General features: G+C 61.2%; 17 protein-coding genes. 1 reads left to right on the plus strand and 16 read right to left on the minus strand.

Going from position 1 to position 21,144, the window contains the following annotated elements; all coding sequences use genetic code 11:
• Positions 1 to 156: 156 nt before the first annotated feature.
• The 7 genes from ACB034_RS00255 to ACB034_RS00285 form a co-directional block, all read right to left on the minus strand.
• Entirely contained in the window at positions 157 to 666 is a 510-nt protein-coding gene (locus ACB034_RS00255) for a hypothetical protein (protein ID WP_371171776.1), read from the minus strand.
• Positions 667 to 810: 144 nt separating this feature from the next.
• A complete protein-coding gene (locus ACB034_RS00260) occupies positions 811 to 3,921 on the minus strand; it encodes an efflux RND transporter permease subunit (RefSeq protein ID WP_042028511.1) in 3,111 nt (1,036 codons plus the stop codon).
• Between the two features lie 9 nt (positions 3,922 to 3,930).
• Entirely contained in the window at positions 3,931 to 5,130 is a 1,200-nt protein-coding gene (locus tag ACB034_RS00265) for an efflux RND transporter periplasmic adaptor subunit (RefSeq protein ID WP_042028515.1), read from the minus strand.
• Positions 5,131 to 5,445: 315 nt separating this feature from the next.
• Positions 5,446 to 6,252: an exodeoxyribonuclease III gene (gene xthA / locus ACB034_RS00270; protein WP_342016812.1), complete on the minus strand. Its 807-nt coding sequence runs from the start codon at positions 6,250 to 6,252 to the stop codon at positions 5,446 to 5,448.
• 251 nt (positions 6,253 to 6,503) lie between these two features.
• Positions 6,504 to 7,466, minus strand: coding sequence for an ion channel (locus ACB034_RS00275; RefSeq protein WP_338610473.1), 963 nt, complete (start codon positions 7,464 to 7,466; stop codon positions 6,504 to 6,506).
• Between the two features lie 49 nt (positions 7,467 to 7,515).
• Positions 7,516 to 9,162 carry a tetratricopeptide repeat protein gene (locus ACB034_RS00280; RefSeq protein WP_371171777.1) on the minus strand — a complete coding sequence of 549 codons (1,647 nt, stop codon included), beginning with the start codon at positions 9,160 to 9,162 and terminating at the stop codon, positions 7,516 to 7,518.
• Positions 9,163 to 9,314: 152 nt separating this feature from the next.
• Positions 9,315 to 10,358 carry an FAD:protein FMN transferase gene (locus ACB034_RS00285; RefSeq protein WP_371172054.1) on the minus strand — a complete coding sequence of 348 codons (1,044 nt, stop codon included), beginning with the start codon at positions 10,356 to 10,358 and terminating at the stop codon, positions 9,315 to 9,317.
• Between the two features lie 295 nt (positions 10,359 to 10,653).
• Here ACB034_RS00285 and azu point away from each other — a divergent pair, with 295 nt between their 5' ends.
• Complete coding sequence (gene azu / locus ACB034_RS00290) at positions 10,654 to 11,094, plus strand: azurin (protein ID WP_026457528.1); 441 nt, start codon at positions 10,654 to 10,656, stop codon at positions 11,092 to 11,094.
• Between the two features lie 153 nt (positions 11,095 to 11,247).
• Here azu and ACB034_RS00295 read toward each other — a convergent pair whose 3' ends face one another.
• The 9 genes from ACB034_RS00295 to ACB034_RS00335 all read right to left on the minus strand — a co-directional run bounded on the left by ACB034_RS00295 (position 11,248) and on the right by ACB034_RS00335 (position 21,128).
• Positions 11,248 to 11,703 (minus strand): PD-(D/E)XK nuclease superfamily protein, encoded by a 456-nt coding sequence (locus ACB034_RS00295; RefSeq protein WP_342010775.1) that lies wholly within the window; start codon positions 11,701 to 11,703, stop codon positions 11,248 to 11,250.
• A gap of 100 nt (positions 11,704 to 11,803) precedes the next feature.
• Positions 11,804 to 12,367 (minus strand): HutD family protein, encoded by a 564-nt coding sequence (locus ACB034_RS00300; protein ID WP_371171778.1) that lies wholly within the window; start codon positions 12,365 to 12,367, stop codon positions 11,804 to 11,806.
• An 82-nt stretch (positions 12,368 to 12,449) separates the two neighbouring features.
• Entirely contained in the window at positions 12,450 to 13,109 is a 660-nt protein-coding gene (locus ACB034_RS00305; RefSeq protein WP_371171779.1) for a YceH family protein, read from the minus strand.
• 127 nt (positions 13,110 to 13,236) lie between these two features.
• Positions 13,237 to 15,375 (minus strand): diguanylate cyclase domain-containing protein, encoded by a 2,139-nt coding sequence (locus ACB034_RS00310; RefSeq protein WP_371171780.1) that lies wholly within the window; start codon positions 15,373 to 15,375, stop codon positions 13,237 to 13,239.
• Entirely contained in the window at positions 15,372 to 16,565 is a 1,194-nt protein-coding gene (locus tag ACB034_RS00315; protein WP_371171781.1) for an extracellular solute-binding protein, read from the minus strand. Before ACB034_RS00315 ends, ACB034_RS00310 begins: the two co-directional genes overlap by 4 nt.
• Before the next feature lie 162 nt (positions 16,566 to 16,727).
• Positions 16,728 to 16,946 carry a YdcH family protein gene (locus ACB034_RS00320; protein ID WP_026457390.1) on the minus strand — a complete coding sequence of 73 codons (219 nt, stop codon included), beginning with the start codon at positions 16,944 to 16,946 and terminating at the stop codon, positions 16,728 to 16,730.
• A 266-nt stretch (positions 16,947 to 17,212) separates the two neighbouring features.
• Positions 17,213 to 17,824: a hypothetical protein gene (locus ACB034_RS00325; RefSeq protein ID WP_371171782.1), complete on the minus strand. Its 612-nt coding sequence runs from the start codon at positions 17,822 to 17,824 to the stop codon at positions 17,213 to 17,215.
• 11 nt (positions 17,825 to 17,835) lie between these two features.
• Positions 17,836 to 19,182, minus strand: coding sequence for an MATE family efflux transporter (locus tag ACB034_RS00330; protein WP_268855941.1), 1,347 nt, complete (start codon positions 19,180 to 19,182; stop codon positions 17,836 to 17,838).
• A 122-nt stretch (positions 19,183 to 19,304) separates the two neighbouring features.
• Positions 19,305 to 21,128, minus strand: coding sequence for a SulP family inorganic anion transporter (locus tag ACB034_RS00335; protein ID WP_371171783.1), 1,824 nt, complete (start codon positions 21,126 to 21,128; stop codon positions 19,305 to 19,307).
• Between the last annotated feature and the right edge of the window lie 16 nt (positions 21,129 to 21,144).

Here is a 21,144-nt window from a genome sequence, read left to right on the forward strand (position 1 = left end):
CCGGGCCGGTGACGAACAAGGGATAAGCGTCACACGGTTTGCCCGGCCAACGGGGCGTCAGGGACGCCCGTTCTCCTGCGCAGGTGGCGCAGGCTCAGGCAAGGAGCGCAGCCATGACAGGGTGACCCCTGATCAGGCACGCAAGAGATGGTCTTTCTAGTGGCGCAACACCGACAGCATCAGATGCCGGCGGGGCCAGGAGGGCGGGTGAGTACCGCGGGTTCTAAGGAAGGGGTCACGCAGCCAGAGATCCAGCAAGCGGGGCAGGGTCCCCAGCGGCAGCAGCAACAGGGGGAGTAGCAGAGCCGAGAGCAGCATGCCGAGCAGAGGCAGGGCATTGGCGGCGCCAGACAGCCCGGTCTGCATCTGGCACTCATCTCCCGTCACGGTCGATTCGCTTCCGGCACTGGCGTGGCAGGAGAGAGTCACGGAAGCGTTCTCCTGATCCAGCGCCATGGTGCGTGGGCCCGCGTCATTCCCATGGGACGGGATCATGGAGTCAGGCAGTGTTTGCGGCGTGAAGAGGGAGAGAGAGGCACTCGTGGTGGCCAGAGAGGCGCCGTGCCAGCTGATGCAGAGGGTCAGATTGCAGATGAGCATCAGCGCCAGCAACAGCCGGGCCAAGGCAACAGAGGGCAATCTTGCAGCAAGCTGGGTGAGTGACAATCCGGATATCCTTCGAGATCAGATGGTTGGACTGTAAACCTTACCTTGAGGAGAAGGTCAAGGCATGGCGCCTCGCGTGGCGGGCGATGATAAAAAAACACCCCCGCATGGGCGGGGGTGTTGGGCTGTCAGGAAGTGACAGGATTACTGCTTGGCCCGTTTCTCCGAGCCCTTCATGATGAGGCGGAAGAAGAGCGGGATGAAGAAGATGGCGATGAAGGTCGCCGCCAGCATGCCGCCGATCACCGGCCAGCCGAGGGCATGGCGGCTCGCGGCGCCGGCGCCGCTGGAGGTGACCAGGGGCACACAACCCAGGATGAAGGCGAGGGAGGTCATGACGATGGGACGGAAACGCAAACGCGCCGCTTCCAGGGCCGACTCGATGAGGGTCATCCCTTCTTCATGCTTCATGACCGCGAACTCCACGATCAGGATGGCGTTCTTCGCCGCCAGACCCACCAGCGTCACCAGACCTATCTGGAAGTAGACGTTGTTGGTGAGCCCCACGGCCCAGGTGGCGAGCAGGGCGCCGAACAGGGCGAACGGCACGGCGGTGATCACCGCAAACGGCAGGCTCCAGCGCTCATACTGGGCGGCCAGGATGAGGAAAATCATCACGATACCGAAGCCAAACGCCATGGCGGCGCTGCCGGCTGCCGCTTTTTCCTGGTAGGCGGCACCGGTCCACTCCAGCTTGGCGTCGTTGCCGAGGGTCTGGGCGGCGACCTCTTCCAGGGCTTTGATCGCCTGGCCCGAGCTCACGCCCGGCGCCGGCTGGGCCATGATCTTGGCGGCCGGGAAGATGTTGAAACGCTCGACCAGCTCGGGGCCGGTGGCATCGCGTACCGTCACCAGACTGGTGAGAGGGATCATCTCGCCGGTATTGGAGCGCACATAGACGTTGCGAATGTCATCCTTCTTGGCGCGGTAGTCCGCCTCGGACTGCAACTGCACCCGGTAGGTACGACCGAACTGGTTGAAGTCGTTGACATAAACCTGGCCGAAGGTGGCCTGCATGGTGTCAAACACTGCGTTGATGGGCAGCCCCAGCGCCTTGGCCTTCTCGCGGTCGAGATCCAGGAAGACCTGGGGCACGTTGGCGCGGAAGGTGGTGGTCACGCTGGCAAACTCAGGACGCTCCTTGGCCGCGTCGAGCAGGCGTTGTACCTCGCCCGCGAAGGCGTGCACGTCGCCGGTACCCCGGTTCTGCAGATAGCCTTCCAGACCACCGGTGGTAGACATGCCGGTGATGGGGGGCGGGTTGAAGGTGGCGGTGAAGCCATCGGCCAGCCCCATCAGGCTCAGACCCTGGAAAGTCTTGGCCAGGGAGAAGGAGTCTTGCCCTTCCCCTTGACGCTCTTTCCAGTCTTTGAGGGTAACGAAGGTGAGACCGCGGTTGCTGATGATGGAGCCGGACAGGATGTCAAAGCCCGAGAAGGTGACCACGTCCTTCACATTGGGGTTGGCCATGGCGATCTTGTCGAAGTCGTTGGCGACTGCCTGGGTACGGGTCAGGGCGGCGGCATCGGGCAGCATCACGGAGCCGATGAGGTAGCCCTGGTCTTCGTCAGGTACCAGAGCGCCCGGCACCTTGTGAAACAGCACATAGCTGCAGCTCAGGATGATGGCGATGATGCCAAAGGCCACGCCGACGCGGCGGTTGAGGAAGGCCACCCCGCGCACATAGCGACGGGTCAGCTGATCAAACGCGTTGTTGAACCAGACGAAGAAGCGGGCCGGTTTGTGGTGACCTTCTTTCAGCAAGATGGCGCACAGGGCTGGCGACAGGGTGAGTGCCACCAGGCCGGAGATGGCCACCGACACGGCGATGGTGATAGCGAACTGCTTGTACATCACCCCCGTCATGCCGCCCATGAAAGCAACCGGCAGGAACACGGCGGAGAGCACCAGCACGATGGCGACCACGGGGCCGGACACTTCCTGCATGGCGAGGATGGCGGCCTCTTTGGCGGAGCACTTTTTCTCGCTCATGATCCGCTCGACGTTCTCCAGCACCACGATGGCGTCATCCACCACGATACCGATGGCGAGCACCATGCCGAACAGGGTCAGCAGGTTGATGGAGAAGCCCAGCATCAGCATGCCGGCGAAGGTACCGATCAAGGACACTGGCACCGCGATACAGGGGATCAGGGTGGCGCGGAAGTTCTGCAGGAACAGGTAGACCACCACGAATACCAGCACGATCGCCTCAAGCAGGGTGTGAACCACCTCCTCGATGGAGATCTTCACGAACTCTGTGGTGTCGTAGGGGATCTGGTACTCCACGTCCTGGGGGAAACGACCCTGCAGACGCTCCATGGTGGCGCGCACCTGATCGGCCACGGCGACCGCGTTGGCACCCGGTTGCAGGTAAGTGGCGATACCGATGGCCGGCTTGCCGTTGGCACGGGCCAGTACGTCGTAGTCCTTGCCACCGAGCTCGACCCGGGCCACGTCACGAACGCGGATCTTGGAGCCATCCGGCATGGCGCGGATGATGATGTTCTCGAACTCCTTCACGTCATCCAGTCGTCCCTTGGTCTGCACTGTGTAGGTGAAGTCGGTGGGGGTGCTGGTGGGCTGGGAGCCGATCTTGCCCGCTGCGAACTGGGTGTTCTGCTCGCGGATGGCGCCGATCACGTCGCTCGGGGTGAGTTGCAGCTGGGCCAGTCGGTCCGGGCGCAGCCAGATCCGCATGGCGTAGTCGGTACCCCCGAACAGGGAGGTATCACCCACGCCGGGAATACGCTTGAGCTCGTCGATGATGTTGAGCAGGGCGTAGTTCGACAGATAGGTGGTATCAAACGAGCCGTTCGGCGACTGCAGAGTGATCACCTGCAGGATGGAGGTGGACTTCTTGCGCACCGTCACACCCTGCTTTTTCACCTCTTCCGGCAGTTGGGCCATGGCGGCCGAGACCCGGTTGTTGACGTCGATGGTCGCCTGATCGGGGTCGACCCCGATGTCGAAGTAGACGTTGAGGTTCATCTGGCCGTTGGAGGCGGAGCCAGACTGCATGTAGATCATGTTCTCGACCCCGTTGACCTGCTGTTCAATGGGGGCGGCCACGGTCTGGGAGATCACCTCCGGGGTGGCACCCGGGTAGAAGGCGGTCACCGAGACCACGGCGGGGGTGATCTGGGGATACTGCTCCACCGGGAGCGCGCGCATCGCCGCCAACCCGCCCAGCACGATAATGATCGAGATCACGCTGGCGAAGATGGGGCGTTCGATAAAGAACTTGGAAAACATGGGGGCTCCTTATTTGCCAGCGGCACCCTGGGTGATCTTGGCGTTGATCGCCTTCATCTCCTCGGCGGAAACCGGTTTGACCACGGCGCCGGGACGCGCCTTCATCAACCCTTCGACGATGTAGCGATCGCCGGCCTGCAGACCGCTGTCGATGATGATGCCGCTGCTGACGGTCGGGCCCAGCTTGACCGGACGCGGGCTCACCTTGTTGTCTGCATCCACCACCATCACCAGGCGGTCGGCTTGAGATTGAACGATGGCGCGCGGCGGCACCACGATGGCGTTCTTGCGGGTACCCAGATCGATGGTCAGGCGCACGAACTGGCCGGGCAGCAGGGCGCCGTCCTTGTTGTCGAAGATGGCGCGGGCACGGATGGTGCCGGTCTGGGGATCGACCCGAGTGTCGGAGAAGTTCAGACGACCGGGTTCAGGATAGGTGCTGCCGTCGGCCAGCTGGATATGGGTACGCCAGTCGGTGGCACTCTTGGCCTCGATAAGCCCCTTCTTGACCGACTTCTCGAAGTTGAGACGGTCCTGCTCCGAGTAGGAGAAGTTCACATAGAGGGGATCGAACTGGGTGATGGTGGTCAGCAGACTGCTGTCACCGCTGGTGGAGATGAGGCTGCCCTCGGACTGGGAACTCTTGCTCGCCATGCCGCTGATGGGGGCGGTGACCTGGGTGTAGCTGAGGTTGAGATCCGCCTCTTTCACCTTGGCCTGGGCCGCCTGCAGGCTGGCCACGGCCGCCTCGTAGTTGGCGATGGTGTCATCGTAGTCTTTGCGGCTCACCACCTGGCGCTTGAACAGCGGGATGATGCGATCCTTGTCGGCGCGGGCCTTGTTGAGGCGGGCCTGCTCCTGAGCCAGGGTGCCCTTGGCCTGCTCCAGCGCCACCTTGTAGGGGGCCGGATCGACCAGGAACAGCTCCTGGCCTGCGGTGACCGGCTGGCCTTCCACATAGGTGCGTTTGAGCAGGATGCCGCTCACCCGGGAGCGTACTTCAATTTCGCGAAAACCGGCTGTTTCCCCCACCATCTCGGTGGTGAGCGGCACATCGACCGGGGTGACCTCGTTAACCACCACAGGGACGGCAGGCATGGCGTTGGCTGCCGGGTCGGTTTCACCACCACAGGCCGTCAGTCCGCCGATCAGTGCCAGCGTCAACACGCTCTGTTTGAATCTCGCTATTGGGCTAGTCGGCACCTTCATCTTTACACTCCTGTTGGATGGATCGCCGTCGTGGCGATCCGCACTCTGTGCACAAGTCATGATTAACGTCATTACAAACGGAAAATCGGAAATCGGGATAATAGGATCACTATCTTGAACCTAACCTTCTCAAAGTGAAAGTTTTCACCTTTTTGATGGGCAACGAATTGTGGCAAGGGCCATCCGCCCGGCTCAAGCCCTTTTTGGGATTTGAATGAAAATGTTGGCGGGCCGCTGACGTTGTCGAGGGCCAATGTAAAAAGCCAGTGAAGAGGGGCCTCTACACTGGCTTTTTTATTAACATTTGACGTTTGTTCAGGCGAAGCAGGCCCAGATGGGGGCGTGGTCGGAGGGCTTCTCGATGCCGCGCAGTTCGTAGTCGATGCCGGTTTCGGTCACCTTGTCCTTGAGGGCATCGGAGGCCATGATGAGGTCGATGCGCAGGCCGCGGTTCTCGTCAAAGCCTTTGGAGCGGTAGTCAAACCAGGAAAAACGCTCGCACTCGGTGGGGTTGGCGGCGCGGAAGGTGTCGGTCAGGCCGAATCCTTCCAGACGGGCCATCCACTCGCGCTCGATGGGCAGGAAGGAGCACTTGCCATCTCGCAGCCAGCGCTTGCGGTTCGCCTCGCCGATGCCGATGTCGAGATCGGTGGGGGAGATGTTCATATCCCCGATCAGCACAAGCTGATCGCTCGGGGTGTGATGGGTCTCGAGGTAGTGCTGCAAGTCTTCATAGAACTTCTGCTTGGCCGGGAACTTGGTCTCGTGATCCTGATTCTCCCCCTGCGGGAAGTAGCCGTTCATCACCTTGATAAGGGAGCCATCTTCCCGCTCGAAGGTGGCCATGATCATCCGGCGCTGGGCTTCTTCATCGTCGGTGGGGAAGCCCTTTTCCACCTTGACCGGCTTCTGCTTGCTCATTATGGCCACCCCGTAGTGGGCCTTCTGGCCGTGGAATTCGACGTGATAACCCATGGCTTCCACGTCGGCGAGGGGGAAGGCCTCGTCGTGAACCTTGATCTCCTGCAGGCCGATCACATCGGGCTGGTGCTTGTCGATGATGGCTTGCAATTGATGCAGACGGGCGCGCAGGCCGTTGATATTGAAAGAGATGATCTTCATGTCCGGGATGCTCATGTCATTTTTATAAGTGGCTATTGGACTAGGAATCGGCGGTGGATGCAAGTTCGGGGGCTGTGACTGGCGCAGCTGCTCGGTAACCTGTTCACGATCTGTCGCGAGAGGTCGTCAGCAAGGTGAAGCGCAGCGCAGGAACCGGAGCGCATAGATATACGTGAGAACTCTTGGTTACAAATAAGCGAGCAGCACATGAGCCTTGATCACCGCCTCGCAGTAGGATCGTGGACAGGTTGTCAGCGGGTCATCTTTTTGACAAACACCACCACAAACAGCGCCAGCGTGAAGCTGCCGGTGAAGGCCTCGAAGGCGGCGCAGATCCGGGAGAAGCCGATGGGAGTAAAGTCGCCATAGCCCAGGGTGGTGAAGGTCACCACGCTGTAGTAAAGGCACTCCAGCAAGAAGATGGCATTTTGCTCCAGGGGGGCGTCGGGGCGGTAGATGAGGGGGTTGCCGTTGAAACTCAGGCCAAAGAAGAAGTAGAAGATGCTGCAGATGAAAATCAGCAACAAGGAGAAGAGCACCACTCGCATCGGGGCCTCGCCGTAACCGCAGAAGAGATCGACCACCCAGGAGGTGAAGCGGTGGCTCGACCAGAACGGCAGCTGCAGCCGGCGCATGGTGAGCTCCTGCTGGATGTAGCGGCCGGACATGGTGAAGATGCCCTGGGCCTCCGAGGCCTTGCGCAGATCCCGGTAGGTCTCTTCGGCCTCTTTGAGCCAGATGCGGGCCTGCACCGGATCCCGTTCCTTGCGCCCGCGCCGCTCCTGCATCAGGCACTTGCCGGTATCCAGGTTGTCGAGGCGGGTGTTGTGCCAGCGAATGCCGAGCAGATTGACGTCGTCGAGGGAGGCACAGTGCAGGTTGGCATCGCTGAGATCGGCCTTCATCAGACTGCCACCCTTGATGCGAATGCCGTAGAGATGGGCGCCCTGCAGGTTGGCCCGATAGAGGTTGCACTGCTCCAGCAAAAAGCCGTGCGGCGAGCCCTTCTTCACCAGATTGAGGCCGGCCAGGTTGGCGCGGGCCAGTTGCAGGCCGTGGCACAGTCCGCCCTGGTGGATGTAGTGCTCCAGTTCGCGAGCGGTGTGGGGATCCTGATGGTGACCATGGGGATCGTGCCAGCGGCACAGATCATGCTCTCCCGCCTCTTCGCTGCAGTGGCGGCCATCCGCCACCAGATATCGACACATGGCCATCGCCCGTCTCCTCCCCTTGCCGAGTCAATATCAGCATAGGCGAGACGGGTCAGCTGAACTGGTTGTACTCCTGGCGCAGCTTGCGAAAGCGATCCTGCTGGGCCGGGTTGAGAGGGATGCCGTCGAGGATATCCAGGGTGTCCTTGCACTCGGCGCCAAACTCCGGGCTCTTGCGATTTTTTTGCATCAACTGCAGCAGTACCTGGATCTTGTTGAGGGCGGCGCCGGTATTGGCGGGGGCGCGGCGCAGGGCCTCGCGAAAATGGCCCAGCGCCTGCTCCAGCTCGCCGGACTGATAGGCCTTGATGCCGAGCTCGTTAAGCTGCTGGTAGCGCTGGCGGCGCTCCAGCACCGTCTTGTCATCCCGGGTGGCCTGGATACAGGTGGTGAGCAGCCGATCGCCATCTTCCGCCAGCAGGCTCTGCAGGCTCTCGGCATATTCGAACTCGCCAAGTTGGTAGAGGGCGAGGATGGTCTCCCCGAGCAGGGCCGGCGGCATGGTGGCCGGCTCGTCGAGCCAGTTCTGGTTGGCGCGATAGAGCATCTTCTTGCCCTTGAGCAGCTCCCCCAGGGCGATCTGCACCCTGGCCTGGCAGATCTGCTCGAATACCGGGTAGTTGAACTCCGACATCATCAGGGAGTCGCGAATGCGCGACAGGGCGCTGTTCACCTGTTTTTGCAGGTTGGCGATGTGGTAGCTGTCGTTGCTGTTGAGGGCGTAGAGGGTCAGGGTCTGGATATAGGCCCCCAGGTAGTGGGGGGTGCGGTGGATGGAGTTGCGCGAGAGATCGATGAGCGAGAGCAACACATCCTTGGCCTGGGCGTAGTCGTGGCGCTGCAGGCACACCTCCGCGAGCCGGCGCGAGAGCGGCACCGACTGGGGGGAAATATCCACTGCCCGCCTGAGCTCCTGCTGGGCCTGTTCATCCTTGCCCAGCGCCAGCAGGGATTCCGCCAGCCAGCGATGGGCCTCCACCATCAGGGGCGTATTCTTGAGGGTCGCCTGCAGGTGGCTGACCGCTTCTTCATGAAGCCCCAGGGTATTGCATGCCTTGCCCAGGGTCAGCCGGGCCCAGCTGTTGTCCTGCCCGGCCAGCAGCTGGCGCATCAGGGTTCGGGCCTCCTGGGCCTGGCCCAGCTTGAGCTGGGTGTCGGCCTGCAGGCAGCGGCAATAGTTGGCAAAGCGGGGCACGGCTTCGGCCCGTTCGGCACAGGCGGTGAGCAGGGCGGGCAGATTGTTGTCGGCCAGGGCAGAGAAGATGCTGGAGAGGGCCTGACGGCGGGCCAGTGCGCGCTTCAAGCGAAACGAGAACTGCTCCTGGGAAAAGGGCTTCATCAGGTATTCGTCGGGCTCGGCCTCGAGGGCGCTTAGCACCATGGCGCGGGAGCTGTCGCCGCTCACCATGATCACCACGCTTTTGGGGGGGATCAGGTTCTGATCGCGCAGGCTCTCGAGCAGCTGGCGGCCATTCTCGCCGACCCCGAGATCGTAATCGATAAGGTAGATGTCGTAGCTGCTCTTCTGGCAGCGGCGGCGCGCCTCTTCGGCGTTGTTGCAGAAGGTGATGTCGCTGATGCCGATGTTGATCAGCATCGCCTTCATCATCACCTGAAATGTGCGTTGCTCGTTGACCATCAGAATGCGCTGGGGCTTGGGCGTGGTTTTCTTTTCAGGCTCTTTTTCCGGTGTCTGCATTTGTCAGGGTCGAGGCGCTGCGGGCTGATGGGGGCAGTGTGCCACCAAAGGGCCCGCAGAGGCAATTGGCCCGCAGCGATTGGATGGGGCAGACAAGAGGGCATTTAGCCTTGGTCAAATGAGCCTTGTCAGGCTCTTGTCGTTTCTGGCGTTCAGGATTTCTCCCGGGCCAGATAGGGGGCAAACTGGGGGGTGTACTGCGCCTTGAAGCCGTCACCACTCTTGACGATGAGATAGACCGCCAGCTGGTGCGCCTTGGCGAAGGCCATCGCCTGCTCGGGCCCCATCACCATGAGGGCTGTGTCGAGGGCATCGGCCTCGAGCGCGGTCGGGGTGATCACGCTTGCGGAGACCAGCTTGTGGGTGATCGGCTGACCGGTGGCGGGGTCGATGATGTGGGAGTAGCGCTTGCCATCAAGCTCGTAATAGTTGCGATAGCTGCCGGCGGTGCTGAGGGCCATGCCGTTCGGGCTCACCACGTCAGAGAAGGCGCCAGGTTGATCGGAAGGCTCGACGATGGCCACTTTCCACGGCTTGCCCTTGCTGTTGTTGCCCTTGCTGCGCACCGCCCCCGCCACCTCGATCAGGTAGTTGTTGACCCCCTTGCCTTCAAGCAGGGCGGCAATCTCGTCCGACGCGGCCCCTTCCCCCAGGGTGGAGAGATCGAGATAGAGGTCCGGAATGGACTTGCCGAGCAGGAAGTGATCCCCCTGGGGAAGCAGGGTCAGCTTGTCGATCCCGACCCTCTGGCGGGCATCATTGATGGCCTGTGCATTCGGTCGTTTGACCGGTCGCTTGTCCGGGCCAAAGCCCCACAGATTCACCAGCGGGCCCACGGTCACATCCAGCTTGCCGCCGGTGAGGTGACCGGCGTCGATCCCCTGCTGCACTATCTTGGCCATGGCGGTTGGAATGGCCATGGGGGCATTGGCGGGGCCCTGATTGAAGCGGGAGATGAGGGAGGCGGGATCGTAGGTGGAGATCTCCTTGTTCATCCGGGCCAGCAGGCGCTCCACCTCTTCTTTCAGCGCGGGCTCACCCCCCGGGAAGGGATCGCTCAGGGTCACCACATAGTAGGTGCCCATAGTTTTGCCCTGAATTCGGGTCTGGGCGGGTGGCGTGGGCTGGCAGCCGGTCAGGGCCAGCAACAGGACAAACAGCAGACCACGCAGGGCTGGCAGAGAGGAAATCGGCATCATGGAAAGGCGTCTCGCACAGAGGTTGCATCATCGGGGCGCTAGCTTAGCCAAGGGGAGGGCGGCAAGCACCGGAAAATGACCGGAAAAATTAAACAGCCCGGGTCACTTGCCGGTGAAAGGGAGGGGAAATATTGCCTGTCGGGTGAGCTGGCCCGCACCTTTGCGCTAAAGTCATCGCCGATTGAAGACAATCGGGTAAGATGAAGGTCGATTTTGACGACATCTTTGCTGGCCTCTTCCTGTTATGCCAAGCGAACCTGTCGTCATCCATTGCTCATCCAAGGAGAAGATGATGAAAAAGGCGATTACCCTGCTGTTTCTGACTACCCTGGCCGCTCCGGTGCTGGCTGACGAGTGCGCACTGGTTATCGAAGGCAATGATGCCATGCAGTTCAATCTCAAGGAGATGACGGTACCCGCCACCTGCAAGGAGGTGACGGTGACCCTGAACCATACCGGCAAGCTGCCGGTGACCGGCATGGGCCACAACTGGGTATTGTCTCCCACCGCCGATTACCAGGCCGTGGCCACCGCAGGCATGAGCGCCGGTGCCGAGAATGACTATCTGCCCAAGGATGATCCGCGCGTGCTGGCCCACACCAAGCTGATCGGCGGCGGCGAGAGCAGCAGCGTGACCTTCAAGACCGAGGGGCTGGCCGGTAAAGACCTCACCTTCTTCTGCTCCTTCCCGGGCCACTTCGCCATGATGAAAGGCACCTTCAAGGTCGGTTAATCGCCCTGGTAGCAACCAGCAAAAAGCCGGGATGATCCCGGCTTTTTGCTGGCGCAATATATTGCGGATGAAACATCCATCATAAATAAGAGCAAATAACGATGTATTACGCACTATCGTGCAATTTTCAGGGCGCGATAGGATAGAGGATACTTATAGCCAGAGAGTGAACTCCGCCAAGTCATAACATTTGACATTTTTATCGGCGCATTTTGCTGCTTCAGACTTCAACCACTCAAAGGCTGCTTTTTTATGTCCTTGGCCTTCAATCAAAATAATGACGTTTGGTTCTGGTGCTTTATGTGCACTTTGTAAAAAGAAAGGGAATTTACGGTCCACAGAGCCTGAGACCTGTTGTTGGTGAGGTTCTACCCTCGTTAAGCCATCAACAGGATGGTTGATAACAAAAGCACTAAAGGCTTTTAGTCCATACAGATCTTCATAAGGGACTCTGGCTTTGAAGGTTCTTGGAATAGAAAGGTCACTTCCTTCTACATATTTAAATTCTTCTAAAATGTCCCTAATTTTCTTCTGTAGCTGTTGATTACTTTTTTCTTCTTCCGTACTGAGCTCAGGTGGTGCTTCAAACCCGTCAAATGTGTATTGCATAGGATCTCTCATCACATAAACCAGAGAGATCCATACTACCCCCTACCGATTAAATATCAACCTGTGGATTATGTAGTCAATAAGAGTTGGCGGGAGTCTGTTATTGCATAGTTGATTGCAAGGTAAAGAAGGCGATGGTGGTCTTTTTCCCGCACTCGAAGTGGATGCTTTCCTCGCCGTTGATCACTAAGGTCTCGTTAGGCGCGACGCGTTGCCCCTGCACGGTGAGCTGGCCCTCCAGCAGGTGGCAGAGGTAGTGCTTGTCTGCCTCCAGAGTGAGGGTGAGCGGGAAGGGGAGGGTCAGCACCCGCACGTTGGCGCTGATGCGATCCGGATGGTAGATAAGCCCGAGATCCGTCACCTCTTTTTTCAGCAACTCGCAGTGGGTCTCGTCGTCGCCGCTGAAGTGGGCCGCCTCGAAGGTGGCGTAGGGGTGGCCGTTGAGCACGAAGCCGGCGCCGCTCACGGGCAACAGGATGCGCTGATAGCCGGGGAAGCGGGAAAAGGTGCCCGCCCCCTTGATGGGGGCCGAACTCAGCCGGTAGTCAAAGTCGAGCCCATCTAGGGTTGCACCCTTGGGGGAGATGAGGATCTGGGCTGTGGTGCCCTGCTTGTTCTTCCAGGGCATCTTCTGATGGTCAGACTCTTTGATCAGGGTGATCACGGCATTTCCTCATAATCGGTCAATAGACAGGGAGCCGGGGCTTGCCGCCCCGGCTCCCTGATAGGGCATGGGGATGATGGCGTCAGCCCTGACCATCCAGCGCTGCCAGGCGCGCCTCCATGACGGCCAACCGGTTTTTAAGCTCGCTCACCTCAAGCTCCAGCTCGCTCAGGCGATCCGCGGCAGGGGAGGCATAGGCGGCCACCGGGGCCGACTCCATCAGGGCCTGGATATCTACCTCGCCGCTGAACAGGTGGGCGTAGCGGGATTCGCGCTTGCCCGGCTCGCGAGGCAGCTTGACCACGTAGGGGCCGCGTTCGATCAGGGTATTGAGCACCGCATCCACCTGGGTGACGTCGTCGAAGCTGCACAGGCGGTTGGTGCGCGAGCGCAGCTCCCCCGGGGTCTGCGGGCCGCGCAGCAGCAGCTCGCAGATGATGCCAAGCTCGCGGGCATCGAACTTCAGCTCGCCGAACTCGGTGTTGCAGAATCTGTGCTGGTAGCGGGGTACCCGGGCGTTGAAACCGGCGGTGTTGACCACCAGGCGCTTTCTGATCAGCTCGTCCACCACGGCGCGGATATCGAGCTCGGAGAGCTCCAGCACCGGCTCGCGGTTGCTCTTCTGGTTGCAGGCGTTGACCAGGGCGTTGAGGGAGAGGGGATATTGATCCGGGGTGCAGATCTCTTTTTCAATCAGGCAGCCGATGACGCGGGCTTCCAGTGGGCCAAGTACTAACTCCATTTCCTACTCCCTTCTGAATCGATATAAGCAAGTGCCCCTATCTTAGTCATGGCCCGGATGGCGTCCAGCGTGGCGCCCCATTTTTGCGAAGCCGCCGCGGCCTTGGCGAAAGGCTCGCCAACCGGGCTCAGGGGCGCTCGCGATAGAAACGGGCCTTGTCGGCATACATGGCGTCGTCCGCCACCCGGCTGAGGTTGACCAGCGGGGTCTGTTCGCTGCAGCTCCAGCCGATGGCAAAGCGCAGGGGGAAGTGTTGCGCCCCATGATGCGCCATGGCGCTTTGCTGGCTCTCCTTGAGCCGGGCCGCGAGCCGTTGGCAGCCCGCCTCATCGGCCTCGGCCAGCAGCACGAACTCATCCCCGCCGATGCGGAATATCTGTTCGTCCTGGCGACAGTGGGTGAGCAGCAGCTGGGCCATGCCATTGAGCAGGGCATCTCCGGCCTCGTGGCCATAGTGATCATTGGTGTGTTTGAGGCCGTTGAGATCCAGCATGAAGAGGGAGAGGGGGCGCTCCGGGTGGCGGGCATGCACCGCCTGATAGTGGGCAAACGCTTCCTCGAAGGCCTGACGATTGGGCAGGCCGGTCAGGTTGTCGGTGCGGGCCACCCGGGCCAGCTCATCGGTGAAGAGCCGCCCTTCGATCCCGGTCGCCAGCTGTTTAGCAAACAGGTGGAGGATGGCGTCATCGTCAGGCTCCAGCCCTTCGGCGCTTACCATCAGGTAGCCAAACAGCACGCCACCCTGGCTGCCGGGCAGGGGTAGCACCCGCCAGATCTCATCGTGCCACGGGTATGGGCTTGGGGGGACATCTTCCGCCACCAGTCGGGTCAGCTTGGCGGTCAGGCGCGCACGCTCGGGGGCCGCCAGCTCCTGGGTCAGCACATAGGGATCCTGCCCCTCGCGCCGGATCACCAGCCCCCAGCGATGGCCATGGTAGAGCTGGGAGAGCTGATGCAAGGCGGAAGTGGCCAGCTGGGAGATGTTCACGTCCAACTGCTGGTGCAGGGCGAATTGCAGCCAGGATTGCAGTATGTGACGGCTGCGCTCTACCCGGCTCAGGGCCGAACGCAGCGCCGTGGTCTGGGTGGCCACCTCCAGCTCCAGCTTGTCGTTGAAGTCGCGCAGTTGCTGGTTGAAGGCCTCCTTCTCCCGGTTGGCCAGCTGCAACTGCTCGTTTTGCTGGTGCAGCGCCATCACCTGCGCCGAGATGGTGCGAGCCATCTCCTGCAGCAGGCGGCGCACCTCGTCGTATTCCACGAAGCGCAGCGGAGCGAGCTGTTGCTGGTAATCCCCCCGGCCGTAGCCACGTACCATGGCCGCCAGGGCGACCAGGGGTCTGCTGAGCCAGCGGGTGAGCCAGATGCACACCAGCACCACCAGCACCAGCATGACGACGATGGACCAGGTGAAGATGCGCTGGGAGTTGTTCAGTTCCTGCACCCGGTCGTTGTTGTAGCTGGAGAGGGTGATGGTCGCCTGCAATCCATCGCTCAGCAGGGGCCAGTCGATGGACATGGGGTGTTCCATCTCCAGCGACATGTCCGGATCGAGGGCGAGATCGGTGGGGACTGGGCTCTGATAGAGCAGCGTCTGATCATGGGTGATGCTCAGTGACTCCCGCCCCTTGAGATAGGGCTCCAGCACCCGGGCGATGTTCTTCCAGGGGAGGATCGCCAGCACGAAGCCGGAAGGTGTCTGCAACACGCCGGCCCGCTGGTAGTTGCGATAGACGGGGGCCACCAGGGCGATGCCGCCGCTCCCTTGTCCGCCCGGCATGGCACTCAAGGCGGGATCGCTGACGGGAAGCAGCAGGTGTTTGCCCTGGCGGGCTTCCCGGGTCTTGCTCCAGGTCAGCAACGGTGCGATGAGATCGCTCGATTCCAGCATGATGGCACGGCCGTTGACGTACTCGACCACCTGACCGGACTTGTCGAGCAGGTAGGCGGCGTGGATCAGATCGTTGCCCTTGACGAAGCTGGCGAGGATCAGGCGAGCGTGGCTCGAGAAGAGGAAATTGTCGATAGCCTGGTGGAGCACTCTGTCGTGGCTGAGCTGGTTGAGCTGGGTACCGATGAGTTCGCTGCGAAAGCGCACATCCCGGGCCATGCTGGCAAGGGCACGTTCGAGCTGATCCTGCTCGCTCTGGGCGATGATCTCGTGCTGCCGGGTCAGCAGCACCCCGCTGGCCAGCAGGGTGGGCAGCAGGGCGACGGCGAACAGGATGACCACCAGGGTCGGCCCCAGGCGAAAGGTGCGGGTACTCATGGTGCATTGACCTGAAGATGCTGGCGATCCGCCAGCTGTTGCATGTAACGGGCTGTGTCGGTCGCACTGCCTCCCTCCCGGGCCCGTTCAAAACCGGTGGCCATCGCCTGCCAGGCGACCGCCATGGCGCTCCCGGAAGGCATGGGGGCGCTGCGGGTGAACTGTTCAAGCAGCACGCGGGCACGGGGATCCGGGCTCTGGCAGATGGCGGCAAAGCTATCCCGATTGACTGGCAGCAGGGCGCCGCGGCGGTAGATGAAATCCTGGGTATCGCTGCGCTGGATAAAAGCCATCAGGGCCTGGATGACGGGACGGCGATCCTCATCCTCCATGGCGGATGCCGCAACGCCAATCACATAGGCGCCGCTCATGGAGCTCATGGGGCGTGTCTGCCAGGCGGGCAGCAGAGCCACCCCCAGTCTCTCGCCCATGTTTTTCGTCAGATCGCTGAAGGCCCAATCCCCGTTGATGAGATAGGCGCTCCTGCCCGTGCTGAAGCGGGAGAGAGCTGCGTCATAGTCGCCATCGGGATCGACCCAGCCCTGACGGGCCACGGTACGGTAGGCCTCCAGCGCCTGCACCATGGCAGGGGTATCGAGGGTGATGCGCCCGTCGGTCACCGGGGAGCCCCCGAAGGTGCGCAGGAAGGCGGCAAGATAATACATATCCTCATAGGGCCAGCTGATGGGCATTATGCCCCTGGCCGTCAGGTCGGGGGCGATCTGCGTAAACTGTTGCCACTCGGTCACCGGGGTGGAGACCAGCTCTTTGTTGTAAAACAGCATCAGGTGGTTGCCCTGCATCATGGGCATGCCCCAGCGCTGCCGATCGAGGGTGACATAGGAGAGCGTCTCGGCCATCAGCTCGTTGGAGAACCAGTCGGCCGGCAGGGGGGCGAGCTTCATCTGGCGGTAGAGTCCGAGAAAATCGGAGGGGATCAGCATCAGATCCGGCAGCCCCCTGGACTGGGCCGCCAGCAGGATATCCCCCTTGATCTTGCTGGGCTCTATCTGCAGTACGCTCACCCGCTGATCCTGTTCCCGGTTGAAGCGGGCGATCACCTCGTCGATGACGTAGCCGGCCTGTTGGGAGTGCCATAGCTCCAGCGCGGGGCCGCGGGCCTGCAGGGGAGAGGTGAAGCAGAACAGAGCAAGCAGCAACAGCACATGGAAGGGGAATGTCATATTCATATTATTGTCGGCGTTAGCCATTGAATCACAAGGGAAAAATTTAACAAATAACCGCCTTGGCAGGTAGCGCTATTGTCCCGCTAATTGACATAAATAGCAAAAAGCCCGGCGCGGAAGCCGGGCTGAGGGATAAATTGCTTATCCGGATATTCGTTGAGGCATCTATTGCTGTGGATGTTGCTTGAGGATCTCGTATATCTCCTCTTTCAGTTTCAGTTTCTGTTTTTTCAGATCCTTCACCTCGGAGCTGTAATCGCTGGCATGGTGTTTTTCCAGCTTCCTTATCTCCTCATCCAGGTCGTTGTGCAAGTCAAACATCTTCTGGAAATGGACATCACTGCTCTTCAGTTTCGAGATGAGTTCTCTGTACTCTGGGAACATGTAATGGAGCCTCCTTGGTTTCGTTTGATTGTGCCTGTGAATCCAAGCTACCCCTTCGCCGTGGTGAGGAATGTGATCCCGATCGAATTTGATGCCATTCGTTGGGTTCTGCCAGCGGGATATTTTTAACCAGTTGAATTTAAACAAGATAATAAAACCATCAATGATGGCGGTGCGACGAATTTGTGCGCATCTTCACAGAAGTCGGCCAACGCAGCGGCAAACAAAAAGGGACCCCAAGGTCCCCTCGATGACGGCCAGCAGGCTTACTCCCTGGTCTTGTCCGCCGGCTCTTTCTTCTTGCTCTTCTCAGGCAGCGGCTTGCCACCGCGAGCGATCACCTTGCCGGCCTCGAAGCCAATCTGGGCCGCCAGCTCCTCGAGATCCGGTGCCTTGGCCTGATCGCCAATGGCATAACGGTAGTTGGCGATGGAGAGCTTCTCTGCCACCGGGGTACCGGGGACGATGGGCTCGCGCCAGCCCTGGCCGATATGGGCCACCAGGGTACCGTTCATGAGGAGTTCGCCGACGATTTCCTGGGTCGGGGTACCCTTGCCGTAGGTGAGTCCCTGCGGATGCTTCTTGCCCACCAGCGGGGCGTCGCTGGCCGGGATCAGCTTGGTGCGGATCAGCCACTTGGGATCCTTGGTGTTACCCACCGCCTTGCCGGTCTGGTACTCGTTGATCTTGATGGTCTTGAGCATCTGGGCCATGAAGTCCTTGGTCAGCGCCTTCTGGGCTTCGCTGGTCTCATCGATGGCGATGGGGGCCACATACCAGGTCTGGGGCGCCACCGCCTTGGGGGTGGCGGGGGCGGTTTGCGCCAGTGTCAGCGGGCTGAGCAACAGGGCAGCGAGCAAGAGTCCTATCTTCTTCATTGTGATTCCACTTATGTTTCAACCAGAATTTTGTTTTGCCAGCGGCGACTGCGCCAGCGCCAGAACATGGCCAGACCGCGTACCCACTCGTCGCAGGCAAGGGCCAACCAGATGCCGACCAGTCCATAGCCCAGCATGATACCAAGGAAATAGGAAAGGGGTACGGCAATTCCCCACATGGAGATGAGCGCCATGTAGAGCGGGAAACGGGCATCCCCGGTAGCACGCAGGGCGTTGATCACCACCAGGTTGAAGGTGCGGCCGGGTTCGAGGATGAGGCTGATCAAAAACAGCTGCGCCACCTGAGTGATGATGTCGGCATCATCGGTGAAGAGCGAGATGATGGAGCGACCATTGATGGCGGCGGCCAGCGCAATGATGCAGGTGACGATGAGGCCGAGTTTGAGGCTTTTCATCAGTTGCTGGTAGGCGCGATCGAACTGCCTGGCCCCCGCCAGGTGGCCGATGATGATCTCGTTGCCAAGGCCGATGGAGAGGCCGAACAGCAGGATGAACAGACAGATCTGGAAGAAGTAGGACTGGGTGGCCAGCGCCTTGTCACCGAGCAGGCCGACAAACGCGGTCACCACCATGAACTGCAGCATCCAGGAGAGGTTCTCCCCGGCGGCGGGCAGGCCGATGTGCAACACCTTGCCCAGCATCTCGCGGCTGGGGTGCACGATATCGCGCGCCTTGAGGTGGATGCCGGTCTTTTTGGCCACCAGCCACACCAGCAGCACCACCCCTACCAGACGTCCTGCCACCGTGCTGATGGCGACCCCGGCCACCCCGAGTTGGGGCAGGCCGAACCAGCCGTAGAGCAGCAGCAGGTTGCCGACGAAGGTGATGAGGTTGACGATAAGCGTCACGTACATGGCCTGACGGGTGTGACCGTGGGCGCGCAGGGTGGCGGCCAGACAGAGCGCCGCCGCCTCCGGCAGCAGGCACAGACCGATGATCTGCAGGTAGAGGGTGGCGTCACTCATCAGGTGAGCGGGCAGGTTCATCAGCGTCAGCATGGTGCCGGCCCCGGCCATGACCCCGACTGCGGCGATGAGGCCGATCAGCAGGTTGAAGCCGATGGCGGTGTGGATCACCACCCGGCTCTTCTCCTTGTCGCCGGCCCCCAGATACTGGGTGATCACCACGCTGGTGCCGATGCTGACGAAGCTGAACAGGGTGATGGCGAGATCGAATACCTGGTTGCCGACCGCCAGCGCCGCTACACCTTGATAGGAGACATGGCCCACCATGAAGGTGTTGAGGGCGCCGGTGAGAAAGTGCAGGGCGAGATCGATAAACAGCGGCCAGGTGAGCGCGAACAGCGTACCCGGACCTGCGTGGGATTGAGTTTGCATGGTGTGTCCAACGGCTGGTGGCACGCGAACGGTGCCATCTGGTCGGGCATTTAACACCAAGAGGCTGGCGGGTGCAATCACCGGCCGGGGCTCTGCCCCGGTCGGTTGCGTGGGGCCGTGGCTCAGGCCGGGGTGGCACCCGCCTCCTGTTCGCTTGGCAGGGTGAGGCGCGCCGAGTCGGGCAGTGCGTCATCCTGGGGCCAGCGGGAGAGGAGGGCATCTGTGGTGCTCTCGGTGATCTCGTCATCCTTGAACACCGGTTCGCGGTAACAGCGGGTCATGCGCAGGGCCTGATACATGTCGGGGCAGAGGATGATCCCTTCATCCCCCACCCGTACCCCGGCCTGTTTGAGCCAGTGGGTCATCTGGCCGTGGCGGCCCGCCATCACCATGTGGATACCGCGCCGTTTCAGCTCCTTATGCAGCTCCCCCACCATGCTCATGACGCTGATGTCCTGATGGGTGAAGCAGGCCACCGCATCGATCACCAGGCACTGGGGACTCTGGGGATCCTGCACCAGCAGTGCCAGCACCCGCCGTTTGAAGTAGGGGGCATTGAAGTAGGTCAGCGGCGAGTTGAAGCGATAGACCAGGATGCCGGGAATGGCCTTGGCCTGTTCGTTGTCCCCCAGGGTGCGCACCACCCCTTCATCGTCCATGCCGAGCAGCTGATCGGTGGGGCGCATCACGTTGCGCAGGAACTGGAACAGGCCGAGCAAGACCGCGAGGGTGATCCCCGGAATAACCCCCATGGTCAGCACGCTGATAAAGGTGATCAGCGCCAGCCAAAACGCCGAGCGATCGGAGTGGCGCAGGGCCCACAAGCCGCGAAAATCGGTCAGCGACAGGGAGGCCATCACCAGCACCACCCCGAGCGCCGCGGTGGGAATGTATTGCAGCGGGCCGGTCAGATAAAAAGTGATGATGGCGATGACGGCCGCGGCGATGATGGAGACCAGCTGGCTCTTGCCGCCATTGGCGTCGTTGACCGCAGTGCGCGAATCGGCCCCGCTGATGGCAAAGCCCTGGGAGGCGGCGGCCGCCAGGTTGGCCATGCCCAGCGCCCTGAACTCCTTGTCCGCGTCGATTTCGTAACCGTTCTTGGCGGCGAAGCTGCGGGCAGTGAGCATCATGGAGACGAAGCTCACCATGGCGAGGTTAAGCGCCGGCAGCACCAGTTCGCGCATCAGGCCGGGGGGAAACTCCGGTATCTGGAACGCGGGCAGGCCGGAGCCGACGCTCCCCAGGGTGGCGATATGGAACTGGCCAAGATCCAGCGCCCACACCAGGGCCGCCGTCACAACCATGGCCACCATGGAGGAGGGCCAGGCAGGTTTGTAGCGCTTGGCCAGCAGCAGGGTAAGCAGGGCGATCAGGCTCATGGCCAGGGTCGGCAGATGGGTCTGGGTGATGTAGCTGGCGCCGCTGGCGATCCGCTCGATGAGGTAACGCTCGTCGAAGGTGAAACCGAAAATTTTGGAGAGCTGGCCCACTATGATGGTGATGGCCACCCCGTTGAGCAGCCCCATCAGGATTGGGCGGGAGAGAAAGTCCGCCAGCACCCCCAGTTTGAAGCGGCTGGCGATGAGGCACCAGAAGCCGGTCATGGCGGTCATGGTCATCACCAGCTGCCAGTGGCGGGTGGGATCCCCCGCCGCCAGCGGTGTCACCACGGCGGCGATGACGGCGCAGGTGGCGGCATCCGGGCCGACGATCAGCTGACGGGAGGTGCCGAACAGGGCGTAGACCATCATGGGCAGGATGCAGGAATAAAGGCCGACGATGGCACCGACCCCGGTGAGTTCGGCATAGGCGATGGCCACGGGCAGGGCCACGGCGGCCACCGAGAATCCGGCGCGAAGGTCCGGCATCAGCCAGGCGCGCTGGTATTGCAGCAGGGCGGCGAGGCCCGGTAGCCAGCGTTCGAGTGAGAAAAATTCGCGCATTATTTAACCCATTGAG

Origin of the sequence: Aeromonas sp. S18(2024), from assembly GCF_041402525.1 — a bacterium.
In the GTDB taxonomy this organism is placed as follows: domain Bacteria; phylum Pseudomonadota; class Gammaproteobacteria; order Enterobacterales; family Aeromonadaceae; genus Aeromonas; species Aeromonas enteropelogenes.